The following is a 15,336-nucleotide window of genomic DNA, read 5'->3' as shown; positions in this document are numbered from 1 at the left end:
TCTGTGCCGCTTTTAGATTATCAACCCCTACTTTGGTATAAGAAGACCTAGCTTGACCTATTCTTGTAACTACAACAAACTCACAACTAAATATTATTATAATTAATGGGATAACAAAACAATGTTGATTTTTCTTATTTGTATTGGCGTGCTGCTGCTTGCATACAAGTTTTATAGTCCGTTTGTAGAACGACAAGCTGGTATTGACCCTAACGCAAAAACCCCCCAAGCGCGTTTTGAAGATGGTGTTGACTATGTTCCTGTTCATCCAGCGAAAGCGTTTTTAATTCAATTTCTTAATATTGCCGGAGTTGGACCGATATTCGGCCCCATTTTAGGTGCGTTGTACGGCCCTATTGCACTGGTGTGGATTGTGCTGGGTAATATACTGGGTGGTGCAGTACACGATTATTTTTCTGGCGTAATGAGCATTAAGGAAGACGGTAAAAGCTTACCTGAAATTGCAGGGCATTATTTTAACATCTACTTTAAAGCGGCCATGTTGATCTTTACCGCTATGCTGCTGTTCTTTGTTGGCGTGGTGTTTATCATGAGCCCAGCAGGTTTGCTGAGTAACTTAGATTATTTTAAAGATACTATTTTTGCTAATAATACCTTTTGGGTATTAGTTATTTTAGCTTACTACTTCTTCGCAACATTACTGCCGATAGACAAAATTATTACTAAGCTTTATCCCTTTTTTGGCGCGCTAATGATTGTGATGACAACCTCTATTGCAGTGGCGTTATTAATCCATGCGCCACAACTACCAGAATTTGGCGATGTATTTGCTTATTTTAATCACAGCCACTACAACAATGATTTATTAGAGCCTAATCCAGACGGTTTACCTGTATGGCCATTATTGTTTGTGACCATTACTTGTGGTGCCATCAGTGGTTTCCATTCAACGCAAGCTCCGATTATGGCCCGTTGTTTAACCAACGAAAAGTATGTTCGTCCAGTGTATTATGGCGCCATGGTTGCTGAAGGTATTGTTGCTTGTGTATGGGCAACAGCGGGTATTGCTGCATTCCCTGGTGGTTATGTTGAGCTAAAAGCTATTCTTGCTCAAGGTGGCCCAGGTATGGTGGTTAACCAAGTAGCAACCACTTACTTAGGTGTTATCGGTGGTATTATGGCGGTTATCGCGGTTGCTGTATTCCCTATTACATCTGGTGATACTGCATTTAGATCGTTACGTCTAACCATTATCGATGCGTTTAAAATTCCACAAAGCATGACTAACCGTCTGTTAGTTGCGGTACCTGTGTTAATTATCGCTTACTTTATGACCAAAATTGACTTTACGTTAATTTGGCGTTACTTCGCATTCTCTAATATGTTGTTATCTACCAGCGTATTGTGGCTAGCGACTAAGTATCTGTTTGATCGCGGCGCGTTCCATTGGATTGTTAGTCTGCCTGCTATTATCGGTACTTGTGTGACTCTGTCGTACATTTTAACCGCCGGTATTGGCTTAGGTTTTCCACAAGAGATGAGCCAGCCAGCGGGTATCGTGGTGGGGGTAGTGTGTCTTATCGCTCTGATTATTGCGCACAACAAGCGTAAAGTGACTCCTGCTGCATAATTTTTTACAGCGTTAATTCATTCAAAGGGCTGCTTAATGCAGCCCTTTTTATTGCTCAGCTAAAAATCGATGTGATTAGTGACCCACACGATCAAGCTTTTGTATCAGTTCCATCTTAATACTATTGGGTGTTTGACTGTGCCAGTAGCCACTGACGTAAGCAAATAGCGGTAACATGAACATAGTGGTCAGCAACACTATCAATATCCCTCTGGCGGACAGCTGAATACCATTACGAGTACTAAATTGTAGAGCTTGTTTTTTTGGACAAGCTGATACACAACGCATACAGGCTTGGCACTCGTCGGAGCGAATATTTTTTTGAGTATGGACTGATATATTAGCAGGGCATGCGCGAGTACATTTATCGCAACTCATGCCTTTGGCATCAATTAAACAATGTTGAGTATCGCGGCGTATTTTGAATGGGCTTAAAAAACTGACAATACCTAACAGTGCGCCATAGGGGCAAATATAACGGCAAAAACCTTGGCGACGCCATGCTGCTAAGGCAAAGATAAGACTAAAACCTATTAGTGCTACTATGGATGGCATCATAAAAAACACAGCCATTTTTAAGTCAGCTACTTTGTGATAATTGCCCTCTAAGTAGTGGGGAATACTTGCCGATGGCATAGAAATGACCAAATAAAGCAGCGCTGCGAGTAGCAAATACTTGACCATTCTCAGTGGCCAGTCAATCCATGCTGGTGGTAATAGTTCAGCATGAATAACACGCTTTCTGAGTTTATACAGGTATTCACCAGCAAGTCCCAGCGGGCAAGCCCAGCCACAAAAAGCGCGTTTGCACACCACACCGGTAAGTAGTACGACACAGAGCATCACTACCGCCGCGGGGTGATTTTGATCCCACAGGCCTAAGGTTAAAATTGCTTTAAGTTCTATGCCGCCAGCAATAGGTAAAAATGCATCACCGATATCGGGTCGCATTAACCAAGGTGTTTCTCCAGCATATAATAAGCCTGCGTTGATGGCATATTGCACCCCGACTAATAACATCGCCAGGGCAAAAAAATGTTGGCAAATTTCACGTACTTGGTTGGGTCTACCTTCAGCATTAGCAAATGCAGGTTGGTATTGCCCTACTGCGGTGACGATTAATACTGACACGAGCAATAGGAGCAATAATGGCCAAAAAAAACTGGCTAAGGTGGCACCAAGTAATAATGCTCCGCTAGCGAGTGCCCCCCATTTTTTGCCACTCCAATACAGTAGGCTGGTGCTATACACTAGGGCTAGCATTAAGGTGATTGATTCAATTGTGCTCATTATCCAATGCCTGTGCTGTGGTTCTCTCGGTTAATAATGATAAAACCTCAGCATTCAAGCGAATGTGAGTTGGGTCGCCAAACTTAATAATAGTTTTCTAAATATATGATCTATATTGGTTTGTTTTATTTATGTAAACATTGTTAAGTCTTGTGTTAATTAGCTTGTTTCAATTGATTGTCATTAACCTGTCTTATTTTTTCGTTAACGTATTAAGATGATTTTGTGACAGTAAAAAGTGGCTAATGGCTAGGTTTTCATTTGAGCATTCCTTCGAGATAGACACCTTAAAGCGCTTGATTGCTCAGCATCAGCAGCAATTTCGCCATCAGTCCTTGGCAGATTTATATTACCGTGGTGAAAAATTGTCGGTTACAGCCATTGAGCTAGGTCAACAGCAACAGCCATGTCCTACGGTATTGTTTGTTGGCGGAGTCCATGGGGTTGAGCGCATCGGTGCCCAAGTGATTTTGGCCTTTTTAGACAGCCTACTCAATCGGTTACCATGGGATACTCACTTACAGCAATTATTGCAACACGTGCGCTTAGCCTTTGTCCCCGTGGTGAATCCGGTTGGCTTTTTGCGTGGCAGCCGAGGCAATGGTAACAATGTTGATTTAATGCGTAATGCTCCCATTGATTCAGATGAAGACGTGACCTTTCTTGTCGGCGGTCAGCGACTTTCGCCGCGTTTGCCTTGGTATCGAGGGCAAAATGGTATGGAGCTAGAAACCCATGCGTTAGTGAGCTATGTGCAACAATTACAGCAAGACAGCAGCAGTGTTATGGTGCTCGATGCTCACTCAGGTTTTGGTTTACAGGATCATTTGTGGTTTCCCCATGCGCATACTCGACAACCCTTTGAAGGCATAGGTTATATTTATCAGTTAATGCAGTTGTTCGAAAAAGGCTATCCGCATCACAGCCATTATCAGTTAGCACCTCAAAGCCATTTCTATCGTACTCACGGTGATATTTGGGATTATTTGGTGGCGAGTAATGTCAGCGGGAAACCGTTTATTCCGTTAACCTTAGAAATGGGCTCGTGGGCTTGGGTACGTAAAAATCCACGTCAGCTATTTAACTTCTCTGGTTATTTTAATCCGCAAAAAACACATCGGCATCAACGTATTTTACGCCGTCACCTGGTGTTAATGCAGTTCATTATAGATGCAGCTTATGCGCAAATTATTGAACAAATAAAACCCCAACAACTGACACAATTGACTCAACAAGCTAAGCGCTTCTGGTCTAAAAAGGCTAAGTGAGGATAAACGATGACCACCTTAGTGTTACTCAGAGGCTTAATGCGCGACAGCCGCCATTGGTATGGTTTTGACCAGCGTTTAAACCAGCAAGGGCTCAATGTCATTTGTGTTGACTTGCCCGGTAATGGCCTACTGGTCAATCAACCTAGCCCAGGTAAGATGCAAGACTATTGCGAGGCGGTGTGGCAACAAATTGATGCCGCTTTGCTCAAGCAGGCCATGCGGCCAAGCCAAGTTAAGTTGGTCTTGGTGGGATTATCAATGGGCGGTATGTTGGCGCTAACCATGGCGGCGCAGTGTCGCTCACGAATTCAGCATGTGGTGTTAATTAACAGCAGTGCGGCCAACTTGTCGCCTTGGTATTATCGGTTTCAATGTGTCGGCTTAGTGACCTCTATAACGCATGTTTTGCTGAGGTTTTTGCGCTCTGGTTTAGCGAGCTCTCAGCAAGCCAACACAGGCAAAGGTCACTGGTTAGAAGCGATTGTCGTTGATTTTACCAGCAGGCATTTTAGTCACAACATTGAAGTGATTAATGCTTGGAGTTTACTGAGATTGCAATGCCATACATCATTTATCAATGGACTAAGGCAATTGTACGCCTCGGCCCGTTTTCATAGTCCTGAATTGAATAACATACCGGTCAGCGTGATAGTCGCCAATCAAGATAAGTTAGCGCACCCCAAATGCAGCGAACAGTTAGCGCTATTTTATCAAACACAGTTACATAAAATGGATGATTGCGGCCATGATGCCAGTCTCGATCAGCCACTGAAATTACAGCAAGTATTACTGGATATTATTCGTTAGAAGTCAGTTGTTAGGGCTTATCGAATCGTGATTAGTGACTCTAGCTTGCTTGCCATTTTTTTATGTCTTGCTGCCAAGCATCGGCGGTAAAGTCGATAAATGCTCTGACGACGGTTTGTTGATAACTGCGTGACAAATACACGGCCCATATGGTTTTACCTGGTACCGTCAGTTGGGGTAATACTTCAACCAGTTCTTGGCGTTCAAGGTAGCCATTGGCTAAATCGGTAGGTAAACACACTATGCCATTGCCGCGACGGGCTGCATTGATTAATACGCCCATGTCGTTGGCTTGTAAATTACCGCTCACATCCAATAGGTGAGGTTGTGAGTCTGCAATTATTTCCCAGCGTTGCTGACTAGAGTGGCGTAAACAGTTGTGTTGCAATAAGTCATTAACCGATTCGATGGCTGAATGTTTGGCGAGATAGTCTGGGGAGGCACAAATGACGCTATCGATGTGCATTAAGCGTCTAGCTATTAAGCTTTCATCTGGCTGATGGGTGTAACGCAGGGCGATATCAACCCTGTCGTTAACCAATTGTGAGACATTATCCGACAGTAATAGTTGTATATTAACCTGAGGATGTTGCAGGCAAAAATCCTCAACTACGTCATACAGTTTGTGTTGCCCAAGTCCAATGGGCGAGGCGATACGGATACTGCCTACCAGTTCATTATTATGACTATTGGCGCGACTCTCCATCGCGGTGACTTCACTTAAAATACGCTGGCAATAATTCAGTGCTTCTTCGCCTTGTAAGGTAAGACTCACTTGGCGAGTGGTGCGATGTAATAATCGCAACCCCAACCATTGCTCAACTTCTTTGATATGGCGTGACACTTGTAAACGGCTTAAACCTAGTTGCTCGGCAGCTTGGGTAAAGCTGCCACAACTGGCCACTTCCACAAAGCTGCGTATAGCAGATATTTTGTCCATAACATCATCCTATCGCGACAGCCAAAGGTTATAAGCTTTCTATATTTTCCAATAGGTTATCGGCTTTGTTAATAATGGCCTGTTGCGTGTGCGCATCCATTTTTTGCCAGTTTTTATACACCATAGTCATGCGAGGGTTGTGTTGAAATTTCTCTTGATGGCGTTGAATAAAATGCCAATATAAACTGTTGAATGGGCAGGCGTTATCTTCTGTCTTGAGTTTGACATTGTAATGGCAGCTTTTGCAATAGTCGCTCATTTTGTTCAAATAGTTACCGCTGGCGGCATACGGTTTGGTGGCCACAATGCCGCCGTCGGCAAATTGAGTCATCCCGCGGGTATTGGGCATTTCGACCCATTCGATGGCATCAATGTAAATGCCTAAATACCACTGGTCGACGTCATCTGGATTGATACCCGCGAGTAAACTAAAACAGCCCGTGACCATTAACCGTTGAATATGGTGGGCATAGGCATAATCGAGCGACTGTTTTATGGTGTGGTGCATGCAATTCATCTTAGTGTTGGCGGTCCAAAAATACTCCGGCAGGGGTCGTTGTGCTTGCAAGGCATTTTGCGTCGCGTAGTCGGGCATATTGATCCAATAAATACCGCGGACATATTCGCGCCAACCGAGTATTTGGCGGACAAAACCCTCTACTTGAGCCAGTGAAATATCATCTTGATGCGCTTGCCAATGGGCGATAACTTTATTGATGACTTCGCTAGGTGAAATCATTTTGCTGTTAAGCGCAAACGATAATCTTGAATGATATAGACTCCAATCCGCACGACTATTCTCGGTCATTGCATCTTGGAAATGACCAAAGCGGATTAATAAATGCTGGCAAAAAAAGTCAAGTAACTCACGTGATTGGCGTCGATTAAGCGGCCATAATAATTGGCTTTCTGCTTTGCCTATGGTGTTGATATTATGGCGCTTAAGTCGGGCTAAAATATCACTGACGTCGTTGGCAAACATTAATGGCGCAGGAATATCGCCAAGGTCATTCTTTTTAAAGCTGGCACGGTTTTGCTGGTCAAAGTTCCACTGGCCTCCCAAAGGTTCTCCATCTTGCATCAGCACATTAAAACGTTTGCGCATCCGCCGATAAAAGAACTCCATTTTGGCGTGTTTTTTCGGGGTGAATTCAGTTTGAATATCGCTAAACGGCAGTAAAAAATGTTCACTGTCAGTGCTATTGATAGCAATGCCTGGTAATAAAAGAGAGCCCAATTGCTGGGCTAAACGGTATTCGTCAGCGTGCTGGTATTGAAAATGGGTTAATTGATGCGTTGCAGTAATGTGTTCAAGCAAGGCGGGTAGGTCGGCATAGTGCTGGGTTTCATCTAAGGTCAGGTACAAAACTTGATGACCACTCTTGGATAAAGCCTGTGCAAATTGCGCCATAGAGGCAAAAAAGGCGCAAACCTTCTGCACATGATGAGTGACGTAGCTTGCTTCTTGTCCCAACTCGGCAATCAAATACACCACATTAGGATCGACTTGTTTAAACCAGGAGTGTGACGCATTAAGTTGATCGCCCAAGATGAGTCTCAATGTGCTGGTTTCCGGCAATAATGTTGGTGAAGCATTGGTGTAAAGTGTCGTCATGGTGATTACCTTTATTCAGATTTATGTCGGCGACAGCGTTCAGAACAATATTTAACCTTGTCCCAATCTTTAGCCCATTTTTTACGCCACGCAAACGGGCGTTGGCAAACTAAACAGACTTTATGCTCAAGATGGCGTTTTTTATGTGTCATGACGGTCTTTAGCCTGAGTTGTTGTGGCTATCGGTTTGCCCTTAGTTCGTTTTCGCTTAGGGCTAACATGACGACCTAATACCGCAGCGATATGGCGTTTAACTTGAGGTTGATCGCGGTATGACCACAAGCGATCGCGGGCAATTTGTGATGCCAGAGTAAGATCTATCATAGGTTCAGGGTAATCACGGCCTAAGATTAGGCCATTGAAAATAGCTTCCATTGGCGGTTGCAGCCAAGGTTGATGAATATACTCATTGGGTAAGTTGGTGAGCTCTGGGCACCACAATCGAATAAACTCCCCGCGTGGATCTTGGTCTTGTGACTGCTTGATGGGATTGTATAAGCGTATGGTGTTAATGCCTGTCACCGAGGCTTGCATCTGCAGTTGCGGGTAATGGATCCCAGGTTCAAAATCGAGAAAATAATTGGCTAACGGTAAGCTAGCATGTTGCCACGCAATGTTTAAATGATGGGTCACAAAACTGACCAACATGGCGCGCATTCTAAAATTGATATAACCAGTCTCTCGTAAACAGCGCATGCAGGCATCAATAATGGGGATCCCCGTTTGGCCTTCAGCCCAGCGCTGAATATCTTGCGCTACGTTGTCGTCGCTGCGATAAGGATAATCTAGATACCCAGGGTTTACCGGGGTGAATTCCATGCTGCATTGGCTTTCAAATTTCTGCATAAAATGGCAATGCCAATGTAGGCGCGACATCATCGCCAATAAAGGCTTTTTCCACGCTTTATTGCTGGTTTGTACTGCGTTATAACGGGTTAATGTCGCTTGATACACTTGCTTTAAACTGATGTTTCCCCATGCTAAATAAGGTGATAAGCGTGAACAGTGGCTGCGACTTAAGCTCGGGCTCGAAATACTGCGTTGGTAGTCTTTACCACGGTAGCTTAGAAAACTGCTCAGTATTGCTCTAGCCGCTTTAGGACCACCCGTTTGGAATTGATCATTGTCTGTAATGATGGCCTGATCGATAAGCGGAGTATGGTAGTTGTCGAGCTTTTGCAGCTGACATTGTTGCCAATTTGGGACCGCAATACGGCTGTTCATCACTTGTTGCCAGTGTTGATCCCAGGCTTGACGATGCTTGCGCCCTCGAACTACCGCACCTGTTGGTGATTGTTGCCAAGGGATCTGTTGCTGATGACACCAGAGTGCCACCGCTTTATCGCGCTCAAAGCTGTTGTGTAGACCAATCTCTTGATGGCTGAACATAGTGTTAATTTCAAACTGTTGTGATAACTCGTCCAGTAAATCAATTATTGGTACACAAAAGGCATACACCTGACCATTAAATCGCGCCAGTTGTTGATTCATATCTTGCAGCGACTGCCACACAAAGCGCCAATGACGTTGATTATAATGCGGGTCAGCCAGCATAAAGGGTTCAAAATCATAAATAAGCAAGCAGGGTAAATCATGGTTAAACGCATCGACCAGCGGCTGATGATCAGACAAGCGCAAGTCGCGTTTAAACCAGACGATATTAATAGCCTGTTTGATCGTGTCGGGCATGGCGCCAAAAATCTCATGGTGAATTAGGCTATTAGATACGCATTAGCATGCCGTTTAGATTGCTTTAAACTTCACAATTATGATTTATTTTGTATCTCTAAATGAAACAATTAAGCGCAATAAGTGATATTTATCTCGGATTATGTTGTCTATACACTGGCTTCATTGTTAATTAATAGAGCGAGACAAAACATGAAACTAGCAGTATTAGGCGCAACAGGTTGGATTGGTGGCACTATCATGCAGCAGGCTATTAGCCGTGGTCATGAAGTGGTTGCCGTCGTTCGCGACGCCAGCAAAGTCAGTCAAGATGTGGCCGTACGAACACTTGATTTAACCACTATGACAAGCGATGCCATAGCTAGCGCATTTGCCGACGTTGATGTGGTGATAGCGTCAATCGGCGGCCGCGCCGCACAAAATCATCAAGTGGTAGCACAAACCGCACAGCAATTATTACAGCACTTACCTCAAGCAGGCACACCGCGTTTGTTGTGGGTCGGTGGTGCTGGTAGTTTAGAAGTCGCGCCAGGGGTGACGTTAGTGTCAACAGCAGAATTCCCTGAAGAATATAAAGCCGAAGCCATCGCCCAAGGTGAAGCATTGGCAGTATTCTGCGCTACTGATTCTGCTATCAAGTGGACTTATGTTAGTCCCGCCGCCTTTATTTTCCCTGGCGAGTCCGAAGGCCCGTACCGTGTAGGTGGCGATGAATTCTTTACTGATGCAGACGGCCAAAGCCGAGTGTCAGTAGTCGATTACGCCAAAGCCATGTTAGATGAAGCCGAAAATGCCAAGCATATTAATCAACGTATTAGCGTTGCTTACTAAGTTTATTGAGTGAGCTGATTTATAGAAACAGGCCTAAACCTATACGTAAAGGCTATGCTCTAAAAACGATGCTATTGATAGCATTTTGAGTTTAACGGTACATGCCAGATAACCATGAAACAATCATTTATCATCGTTAAATGGGTACTAGGCACTACCTATTATCTTATATAAATCATAGATATAATAAAAAGGGTGCCAAAATTATTGGCACCCAGTAGCCTTAACCTTTTTTCTTTCTAGGTTTGACTATCTCTGTCGTATTTGACTCTTTTTTCAATTTACGTTTTTCTTTTAACGATAACAATGGTTTTTTCATTTCATGCTTAGACATATTATCACCTAATAATAAATAAAATATTAATAATGCTTATTTAATGCAATAAAAGAGATTGTTGAAATAAATAACCCATCGCCCTCCTTAATCATCTGTCACAGTTAATGCGTAGCTTAATTTAAAAATTTAAGCGTAGATTGCCTTTCTACTCAGAATAACGTATCTCAACCATTTAATAAGATTGTGAGACATGACTATTTAATAAATCTATTTTTAATAGTCCATATAATTAAAATTCGCCATTCTAAGCGAGCTTAAAACTATATCAACGCAATGATTTAATTAAAGATGAGTATTTTTTGATCTGTAAAAACAGATGGGCGTAAAGGGACGCCCGCTTAAACGGGGAATTCTAGGGCGAAGCTCCCTAAAAAAATAATAGAATTAAATATAATAATTGATATTTTCATAACATCAATATAGCAGCTTAAATAATAACTTCAAGCAAATTTGTGGAAATAAAAAAGATAATAGTAACCTTAATATTTTAAATATATGACAAGTCATGAAACCATCAGTTTTCGCTAGATTTAATAAAATTACGGTCACATCGTTATGGTCTGCTATTGATTGAAATCGCTTAATGATAAGTATGCACAATTGGTAACGTCAGTGGATCCAACCCGCTAAATCTCTCGACCCAACATACACAGGTTTTAACAACATTGAGATTAATACTTCTGGGTAAAAGCTTCGGGATAACATTTTTAGGATAAAAAAGGCTCAATGATGTATTACATCAGAAGGTGAAAAGCTTAGTAAGGGCATGATATATATTTCTATGAAAAATATATCATGCTCTTAGGTTTTAATATTAAGCTTATAAGGTTCAAGTGATTGATTTTTATTTCAATTTTTTGCTAGGTAAGTTCAACGTGTATCAATAATTTCGAGCTTAGCGGTTGTATTCGCCAGCTCTTTCAGGTTGATAGAAAATTTCTTTAATTTTAATTTTTATTAACCCTCCACCAGGCTTAGGCCATTCAATTTCATCACCTTGAGAAAGCCCAAGTAACGCACTGCCAACAGGTGCAAGAATAGATATTTTATCACCACTTAAATCAAGGTCTTTGGGATAAACAAGAGTCATCATAAATTCATCACGAGACGATTCGACAGTAAATTTAACTGTTGAATTCATCGTCACAATTGTAGGCGGCACTTCCGTTGGTTCAACTATATTTGCACGGGCGAGCTCTTCTTCTAGCTCACTAATGCCGACCATTTTTTTTGTCGGTAATGACTCAATTAACTTAAAGAGTCTTATAGAATCCAGTGACGAAATAGTTATTTCAGGTCGGTTACTCATTTATCCCTCAAACAGTCCAGTAATTAATGCTTTAAAATTCACCTTGTGATCAAACTTTAATTTAAAAGAAAGTTTAATGAGGTAAAATATATTGATTATAAAATTTATGTACGATCTGAGATGCTATCCCTAATACATTAAAAATACCTTAATAAATTTAATTATTAATCTATAGTGATAAAAATATATACGCCGCCTAAATGATTAACCATAAGAACATCAATAAAGCTACTATCACAACCGACCTCGGTATTTTTATGTATTATCCCATTGATGGCAAAACTCAATAAAGCTTTTCAGCAGCGGGCTATGGTATTTGTCTTTATGAACCACTAACCAAAATGGTCGTTGCATATTAAGATGATTGCTCGCTTGAGGTAGATCCAGCCGAACTACGCGGCCATCGTTAATGGCATATTGTGCCGCTAAAGTTGATAAGCAACCTAAGCCGAGTCCCGCGGAAACACTGTTAATTAGCGCTTCTGTAGTATTAAGTTCAAACACTTCATGCCACGACGCTATTTGCGGCGCTATGGTATGTAAGAAAAACTCTCGCGAGCCTGAGCCTGCTTCACGTAATACCCATTCACTGTGTTCTAAATGGCTAAACTTGCACTTAGCTTGTTGGCTTATAGGTAACTGAGGCGCTGCGATAATACACATCTCATCATGGCTGAATTGAGTAGCGATAAGTTCTGGATGATGACTTTTCCCTTCGATCAAGCCGATATCTAGTTCGTAATCCAGCAGTTTTTGGCAAATAAGCCGTGAATTAGAAATCACCACACTTTGCGAGAAATGCTGATATTGCTGCCGAAATTGGCTCAATAACCCCGGAACAACATGGTTCCCTAGGGTGTCACTGGCACCTATTTTCAATTGACCTGAAAAAGCGTGGTCTGCATCAAACAATTGGCTGATGTTATTTGCTCTACTAAGCAGCTCGTCGGCCAGAGGTAACAGCTTGTGACCTTCTTGATTAAGAATTAAGCGGTTGTTAACCCGATCAAATAGCGCATGACCGAGTTGTTTTTCTAATTCTGCCAGTGCCATGCTCACCGCTGCTTTAGACAAATATAACGCCTCGGCTGCTGCCGTTAGGGTTTTATGTTGAGTAATGCTGCTAAAAACATTGAGCTGTTTGAGTGAAATATTCATCGCGCCTGACTTAGTGAAGGTATTGGCTAATAAACCGATAAAATGGCGGCAGTGACTTTTAAACCGCTAATCGTTTAGTTTTTCTGAACGTATGTTCCGTATAATTGGATATATATAAACAAAGTGCAAGCGTAATATTGGCTTATTCTCTGATGGGTAGTTTGAGGTTGTAATGATTCGAGCAGTAAAAAATTCACTAATGGCCGTACCAACGCCGATGGCAGGGCTGGCGTTGGGTATTGCAAGTTTAGGTTGGAGTTGGGAAAACCTTGTGGATTTGCACCATTATGGACAATGGTTCTCGGCTGCTATTGCCAGTGTGTTGTTACTGATTTTGAGTGGCAAATTTATATTACATTCAAACCTATTGCGTCAAGATCTTGCTCATCCTGTGGTAGGCAGTGTGGTGCCTACCTTTGCCATGGCATTAATGGTGGTATCAAATTCGTTGGGCCATGTCTCTGCGTTAGCGGGTGATTTATTATGGTCATTTGCGGTACTGCTGCACATTAGTTTTTTAGTGGGGTTTATTTATCATCGCAGTAAGCAGTTTTCATTAACTCACATGGTACCGAGTTGGTTTGTTCCGCCGATTGGCATTGTGGTTGCCGACGTTTCTTTTTCAGGTAATGAGCATTTATTATGGGTTGCTCATGGGGCACTGCTTTTTGGAATGTTGTGCTATGCGGTGATGTTACCCATGATGCTTTACCGTCTTATTTTTAGAGAACAAATTCCCGATGCAGCTAAACCAACACTAGCCATTCTAGCCGCGCCAGCCAGCTTGTCTTTAGCAGGATATCTAACCATTACTCAGCAACCATCTCCGGTGATCGTTGGGCTATTATTTGGTATTGGGGTGTTAATGACGGCGATTATTTATCTGTCATTTTTTAAGTTATTACGGCTACCTTTTAGCCCTGGTTATGCCGCTTTTACTTTCCCTATGGTGATAGGTGCGACTGCGTTATTTAAAATGTCGTTATGGATGGAAAGCATCGGCATTGCAAACGAGTATGTACAGCAAATTCATGGTTTAGCTGAACTTGAACTGCTTGTCGCTACTGTGGTGGTCAGTTATGTTTGTCTGCGATACCTGCATTTTTATCAGCCAAAGAAGGTACAACTGGCTTCTTAATTTGCAATAAATATACTATTAGTCAATGCCTTCACTAACACTGTATGCGGCATTTAATATGAGCGAACCAGCATGACTCCAGCAATTGAAATGGCGAAAAAGCATAAAATAGATTTTGAAGTGCATGAATATCATCATGATACTAATAGTGAATCTTATGGTTTAGAAGCGGCGCAAAAACTGGCTGTACCCGCTGCACAGGTGTTTAAAACCTTGGTGGTGAGTGTGGATAATCAATCGCTGGTGGTTGGCATCGTGCCTGTATCGTCGATGCTGAGTATGAAGTTAATCGCTAAAGCTGCGGGCGCTAAAAAAGCCCACATGGCAGAAGCATTAGCAGTAGAGCGTTCGAGCGGTTATGTATTAGGTGGTGTTAGCCCATTAGGTCAAAAAAAGCGTTTAATGACAGTGATTGACGCCTCTGCGCAGCAGTTCGATTGTATCTATGTCAGCGCTGGCAAAAGAGGCTTAGAGATTTCACTAAGCCCAGCCGATTTACAATGCTTACTCAATGCTAAGTTTGCTGATATTTGCGCTCAAACATAATGACATTTGCCATTAACTAATCGCGTTGCCTTTGTGCGGGGCTCAAGCAGCTGATCATTGCACTATCAAGATTCAAGCTATCAAGAGTCAAACTAGCAAGATCCACTTCAGCAATCATAGTGATACAGGATTATTAATTTATTTTTGCTTTAAACTCTGCTTGAGTTTGGTTATTGGCTTTTTGGTACCAATAATCCAGCATTCTCATCACTTCTGCTTGGGTGATATCTTCAGCTGTAACTTCAATTACGTCAGCGCTCGGGCTAATGACCTGACTACTGTGATCGCTTGCTATGGTTGCCCCAGATACAGGATTAAGTGATGGGTTGATTACAGTGCTAGACGCAACAGCCGCTATGGCAGCAGAAGCATTATATTGAGCCATTTCTTGGATAAAATCGCGTCCAATTTGTAAGCCTGATTTAATCAATTTATCTTGGGTAAATGCAATCTTGTTACCACTGCTATCGGTTAATGTTATGGCTGGTTTTAGATTAAATTTTTTGGCACTTGCCGCTGAGTTTATTGGCGGTAGCGTTAATCGATAATCTTGCTCACTGGCGTTAAAGCGCAAGACAATTACGTCAGAGATAAAGTCATTTTGGCTACCATTATCGCGGTAACGAGCTTGATAGCGAAAGGCTATTTGCTGCATACCATTAGGCAGAGTTGAGTCTAGCAATACCTTAGACTGTTGGTGTGATGCCTTATTATTGACGAATACCGTTTCGGTTCTGTCGGGCAAATGCAAACTAGCCGCGATAGCGTATTGGCTGAATAAACTAAAGCAAAGTAACGCGATAATGCTACGCAT

General features: G+C 42.3%; 14 protein-coding genes. 6 read left to right on the top strand and 8 right to left on the bottom strand.

What is annotated here, in order from left to right; translation table 11 throughout:
- Positions 1–121 precede the first annotated feature (121 nt).
- On the top strand, positions 122–1,591 hold the full coding sequence (locus ACED29_RS08930) for a carbon starvation protein A (RefSeq protein ID WP_124015514.1): 1,470 nt from the start codon (positions 122–124) through the stop codon (positions 1,589–1,591).
- 75 nt (positions 1,592–1,666) lie between these two features.
- Here the strand turns inward: ACED29_RS08930 and ACED29_RS08925 are convergent, their stop codons facing one another.
- Positions 1,667–2,881 carry a 4Fe-4S binding protein gene (locus ACED29_RS08925; protein ID WP_371697489.1) on the bottom strand — a complete coding sequence of 405 codons (1,215 nt, stop codon included), beginning with the start codon at positions 2,879–2,881 and terminating at the stop codon, positions 1,667–1,669.
- A gap of 245 nt (positions 2,882–3,126) precedes the next feature.
- Between ACED29_RS08925 and ACED29_RS08920 the strand changes: the two genes are divergently transcribed.
- Positions 3,127–4,149 carry a DUF2817 domain-containing protein gene (locus ACED29_RS08920; RefSeq protein WP_124015516.1) on the top strand — a complete coding sequence of 341 codons (1,023 nt, stop codon included), beginning with the start codon at positions 3,127–3,129 and terminating at the stop codon, positions 4,147–4,149.
- 9 nt (positions 4,150–4,158) lie between these two features.
- Entirely contained in the window at positions 4,159–4,959 is an 801-nt protein-coding gene (locus ACED29_RS08915) for an alpha/beta fold hydrolase (RefSeq protein WP_371697488.1), read from the top strand.
- A gap of 40 nt (positions 4,960–4,999) precedes the next feature.
- Here ACED29_RS08915 and ACED29_RS08910 read toward each other — a convergent pair whose 3' ends face one another.
- Genes ACED29_RS08910 through ACED29_RS08895 form a run of 4 tightly spaced genes read right to left on the bottom strand, consistent with a single transcriptional unit; the run spans position 5,000 to position 9,203 of the window.
- Positions 5,000–5,899, bottom strand: coding sequence for a LysR family transcriptional regulator (locus ACED29_RS08910; protein WP_182741588.1), 900 nt, complete (start codon positions 5,897–5,899; stop codon positions 5,000–5,002).
- Between the two features lie 28 nt (positions 5,900–5,927).
- Positions 5,928–7,514 (bottom strand): cryptochrome/photolyase family protein, encoded by a 1,587-nt coding sequence (locus ACED29_RS08905; RefSeq protein WP_371697487.1) that lies wholly within the window; start codon positions 7,512–7,514, stop codon positions 5,928–5,930.
- An 11-nt stretch (positions 7,515–7,525) separates the two neighbouring features.
- The gene (locus ACED29_RS08900) at positions 7,526–7,666 is read right to left on the bottom strand and encodes a DUF2256 domain-containing protein (protein ID WP_124015520.1); all 141 of its coding nucleotides are present in this window, start codon (positions 7,664–7,666) and stop codon (positions 7,526–7,528) included.
- On the bottom strand, positions 7,656–9,203 hold the full coding sequence (locus ACED29_RS08895; RefSeq protein ID WP_371697486.1) for a deoxyribodipyrimidine photo-lyase/cryptochrome family protein: 1,548 nt from the start codon (positions 9,201–9,203) through the stop codon (positions 7,656–7,658). The genes ACED29_RS08900 and ACED29_RS08895 overlap by 11 nt, the downstream gene beginning before the upstream one ends.
- Positions 9,204–9,395: 192 nt before the next feature.
- Here ACED29_RS08895 and ACED29_RS08890 point away from each other — a divergent pair, with 192 nt between their 5' ends.
- Positions 9,396–10,034, top strand: a complete 639-nt coding sequence (locus tag ACED29_RS08890) for an NAD(P)-dependent oxidoreductase (RefSeq protein ID WP_182722666.1) — start codon at positions 9,396–9,398, stop codon at positions 10,032–10,034.
- 1,232 nt (positions 10,035–11,266) lie between these two features.
- On the opposite strand, the gene rnk is transcribed toward ACED29_RS08890, so the two are convergent.
- Together rnk and ACED29_RS08880 are read right to left on the bottom strand one after the other, a co-directional pair.
- Positions 11,267–11,680, bottom strand: coding sequence for a nucleoside diphosphate kinase regulator (rnk, locus tag ACED29_RS08885; RefSeq protein WP_124015522.1), 414 nt, complete (start codon positions 11,678–11,680; stop codon positions 11,267–11,269).
- Between the two features lie 255 nt (positions 11,681–11,935).
- On the bottom strand, positions 11,936–12,838 hold the full coding sequence (locus ACED29_RS08880; protein WP_182722667.1) for a LysR substrate-binding domain-containing protein: 903 nt from the start codon (positions 12,836–12,838) through the stop codon (positions 11,936–11,938).
- Between the two features lie 172 nt (positions 12,839–13,010).
- Between ACED29_RS08880 and ACED29_RS08875 the strand changes: the two genes are divergently transcribed.
- The gene (locus ACED29_RS08875) at positions 13,011–13,976 is read left to right on the top strand and encodes a TDT family transporter (protein ID WP_371697485.1); all 966 of its coding nucleotides are present in this window, start codon (positions 13,011–13,013) and stop codon (positions 13,974–13,976) included.
- 72 nt (positions 13,977–14,048) lie between these two features.
- A complete protein-coding gene (gene ybaK / locus ACED29_RS08870) occupies positions 14,049–14,522 on the top strand; it encodes a Cys-tRNA(Pro) deacylase (protein WP_124015525.1) in 474 nt (157 codons plus the stop codon).
- Between the two features lie 133 nt (positions 14,523–14,655).
- On the opposite strand, the gene ACED29_RS08865 is transcribed toward ybaK, so the two are convergent.
- Positions 14,656–15,336 (bottom strand): DUF2057 family protein, encoded by a 681-nt coding sequence (locus tag ACED29_RS08865; protein ID WP_371697484.1) that lies wholly within the window; start codon positions 15,334–15,336, stop codon positions 14,656–14,658.

Origin of the sequence: Shewanella sp. 5S214, from assembly GCF_041439795.1 — a bacterium.
GTDB classification, from domain to species: Bacteria; Pseudomonadota; Gammaproteobacteria; order Enterobacterales; family Shewanellaceae; genus Shewanella; species Shewanella vesiculosa.
This window is presented reverse-complemented; position numbering and strand designations above follow the sequence as displayed.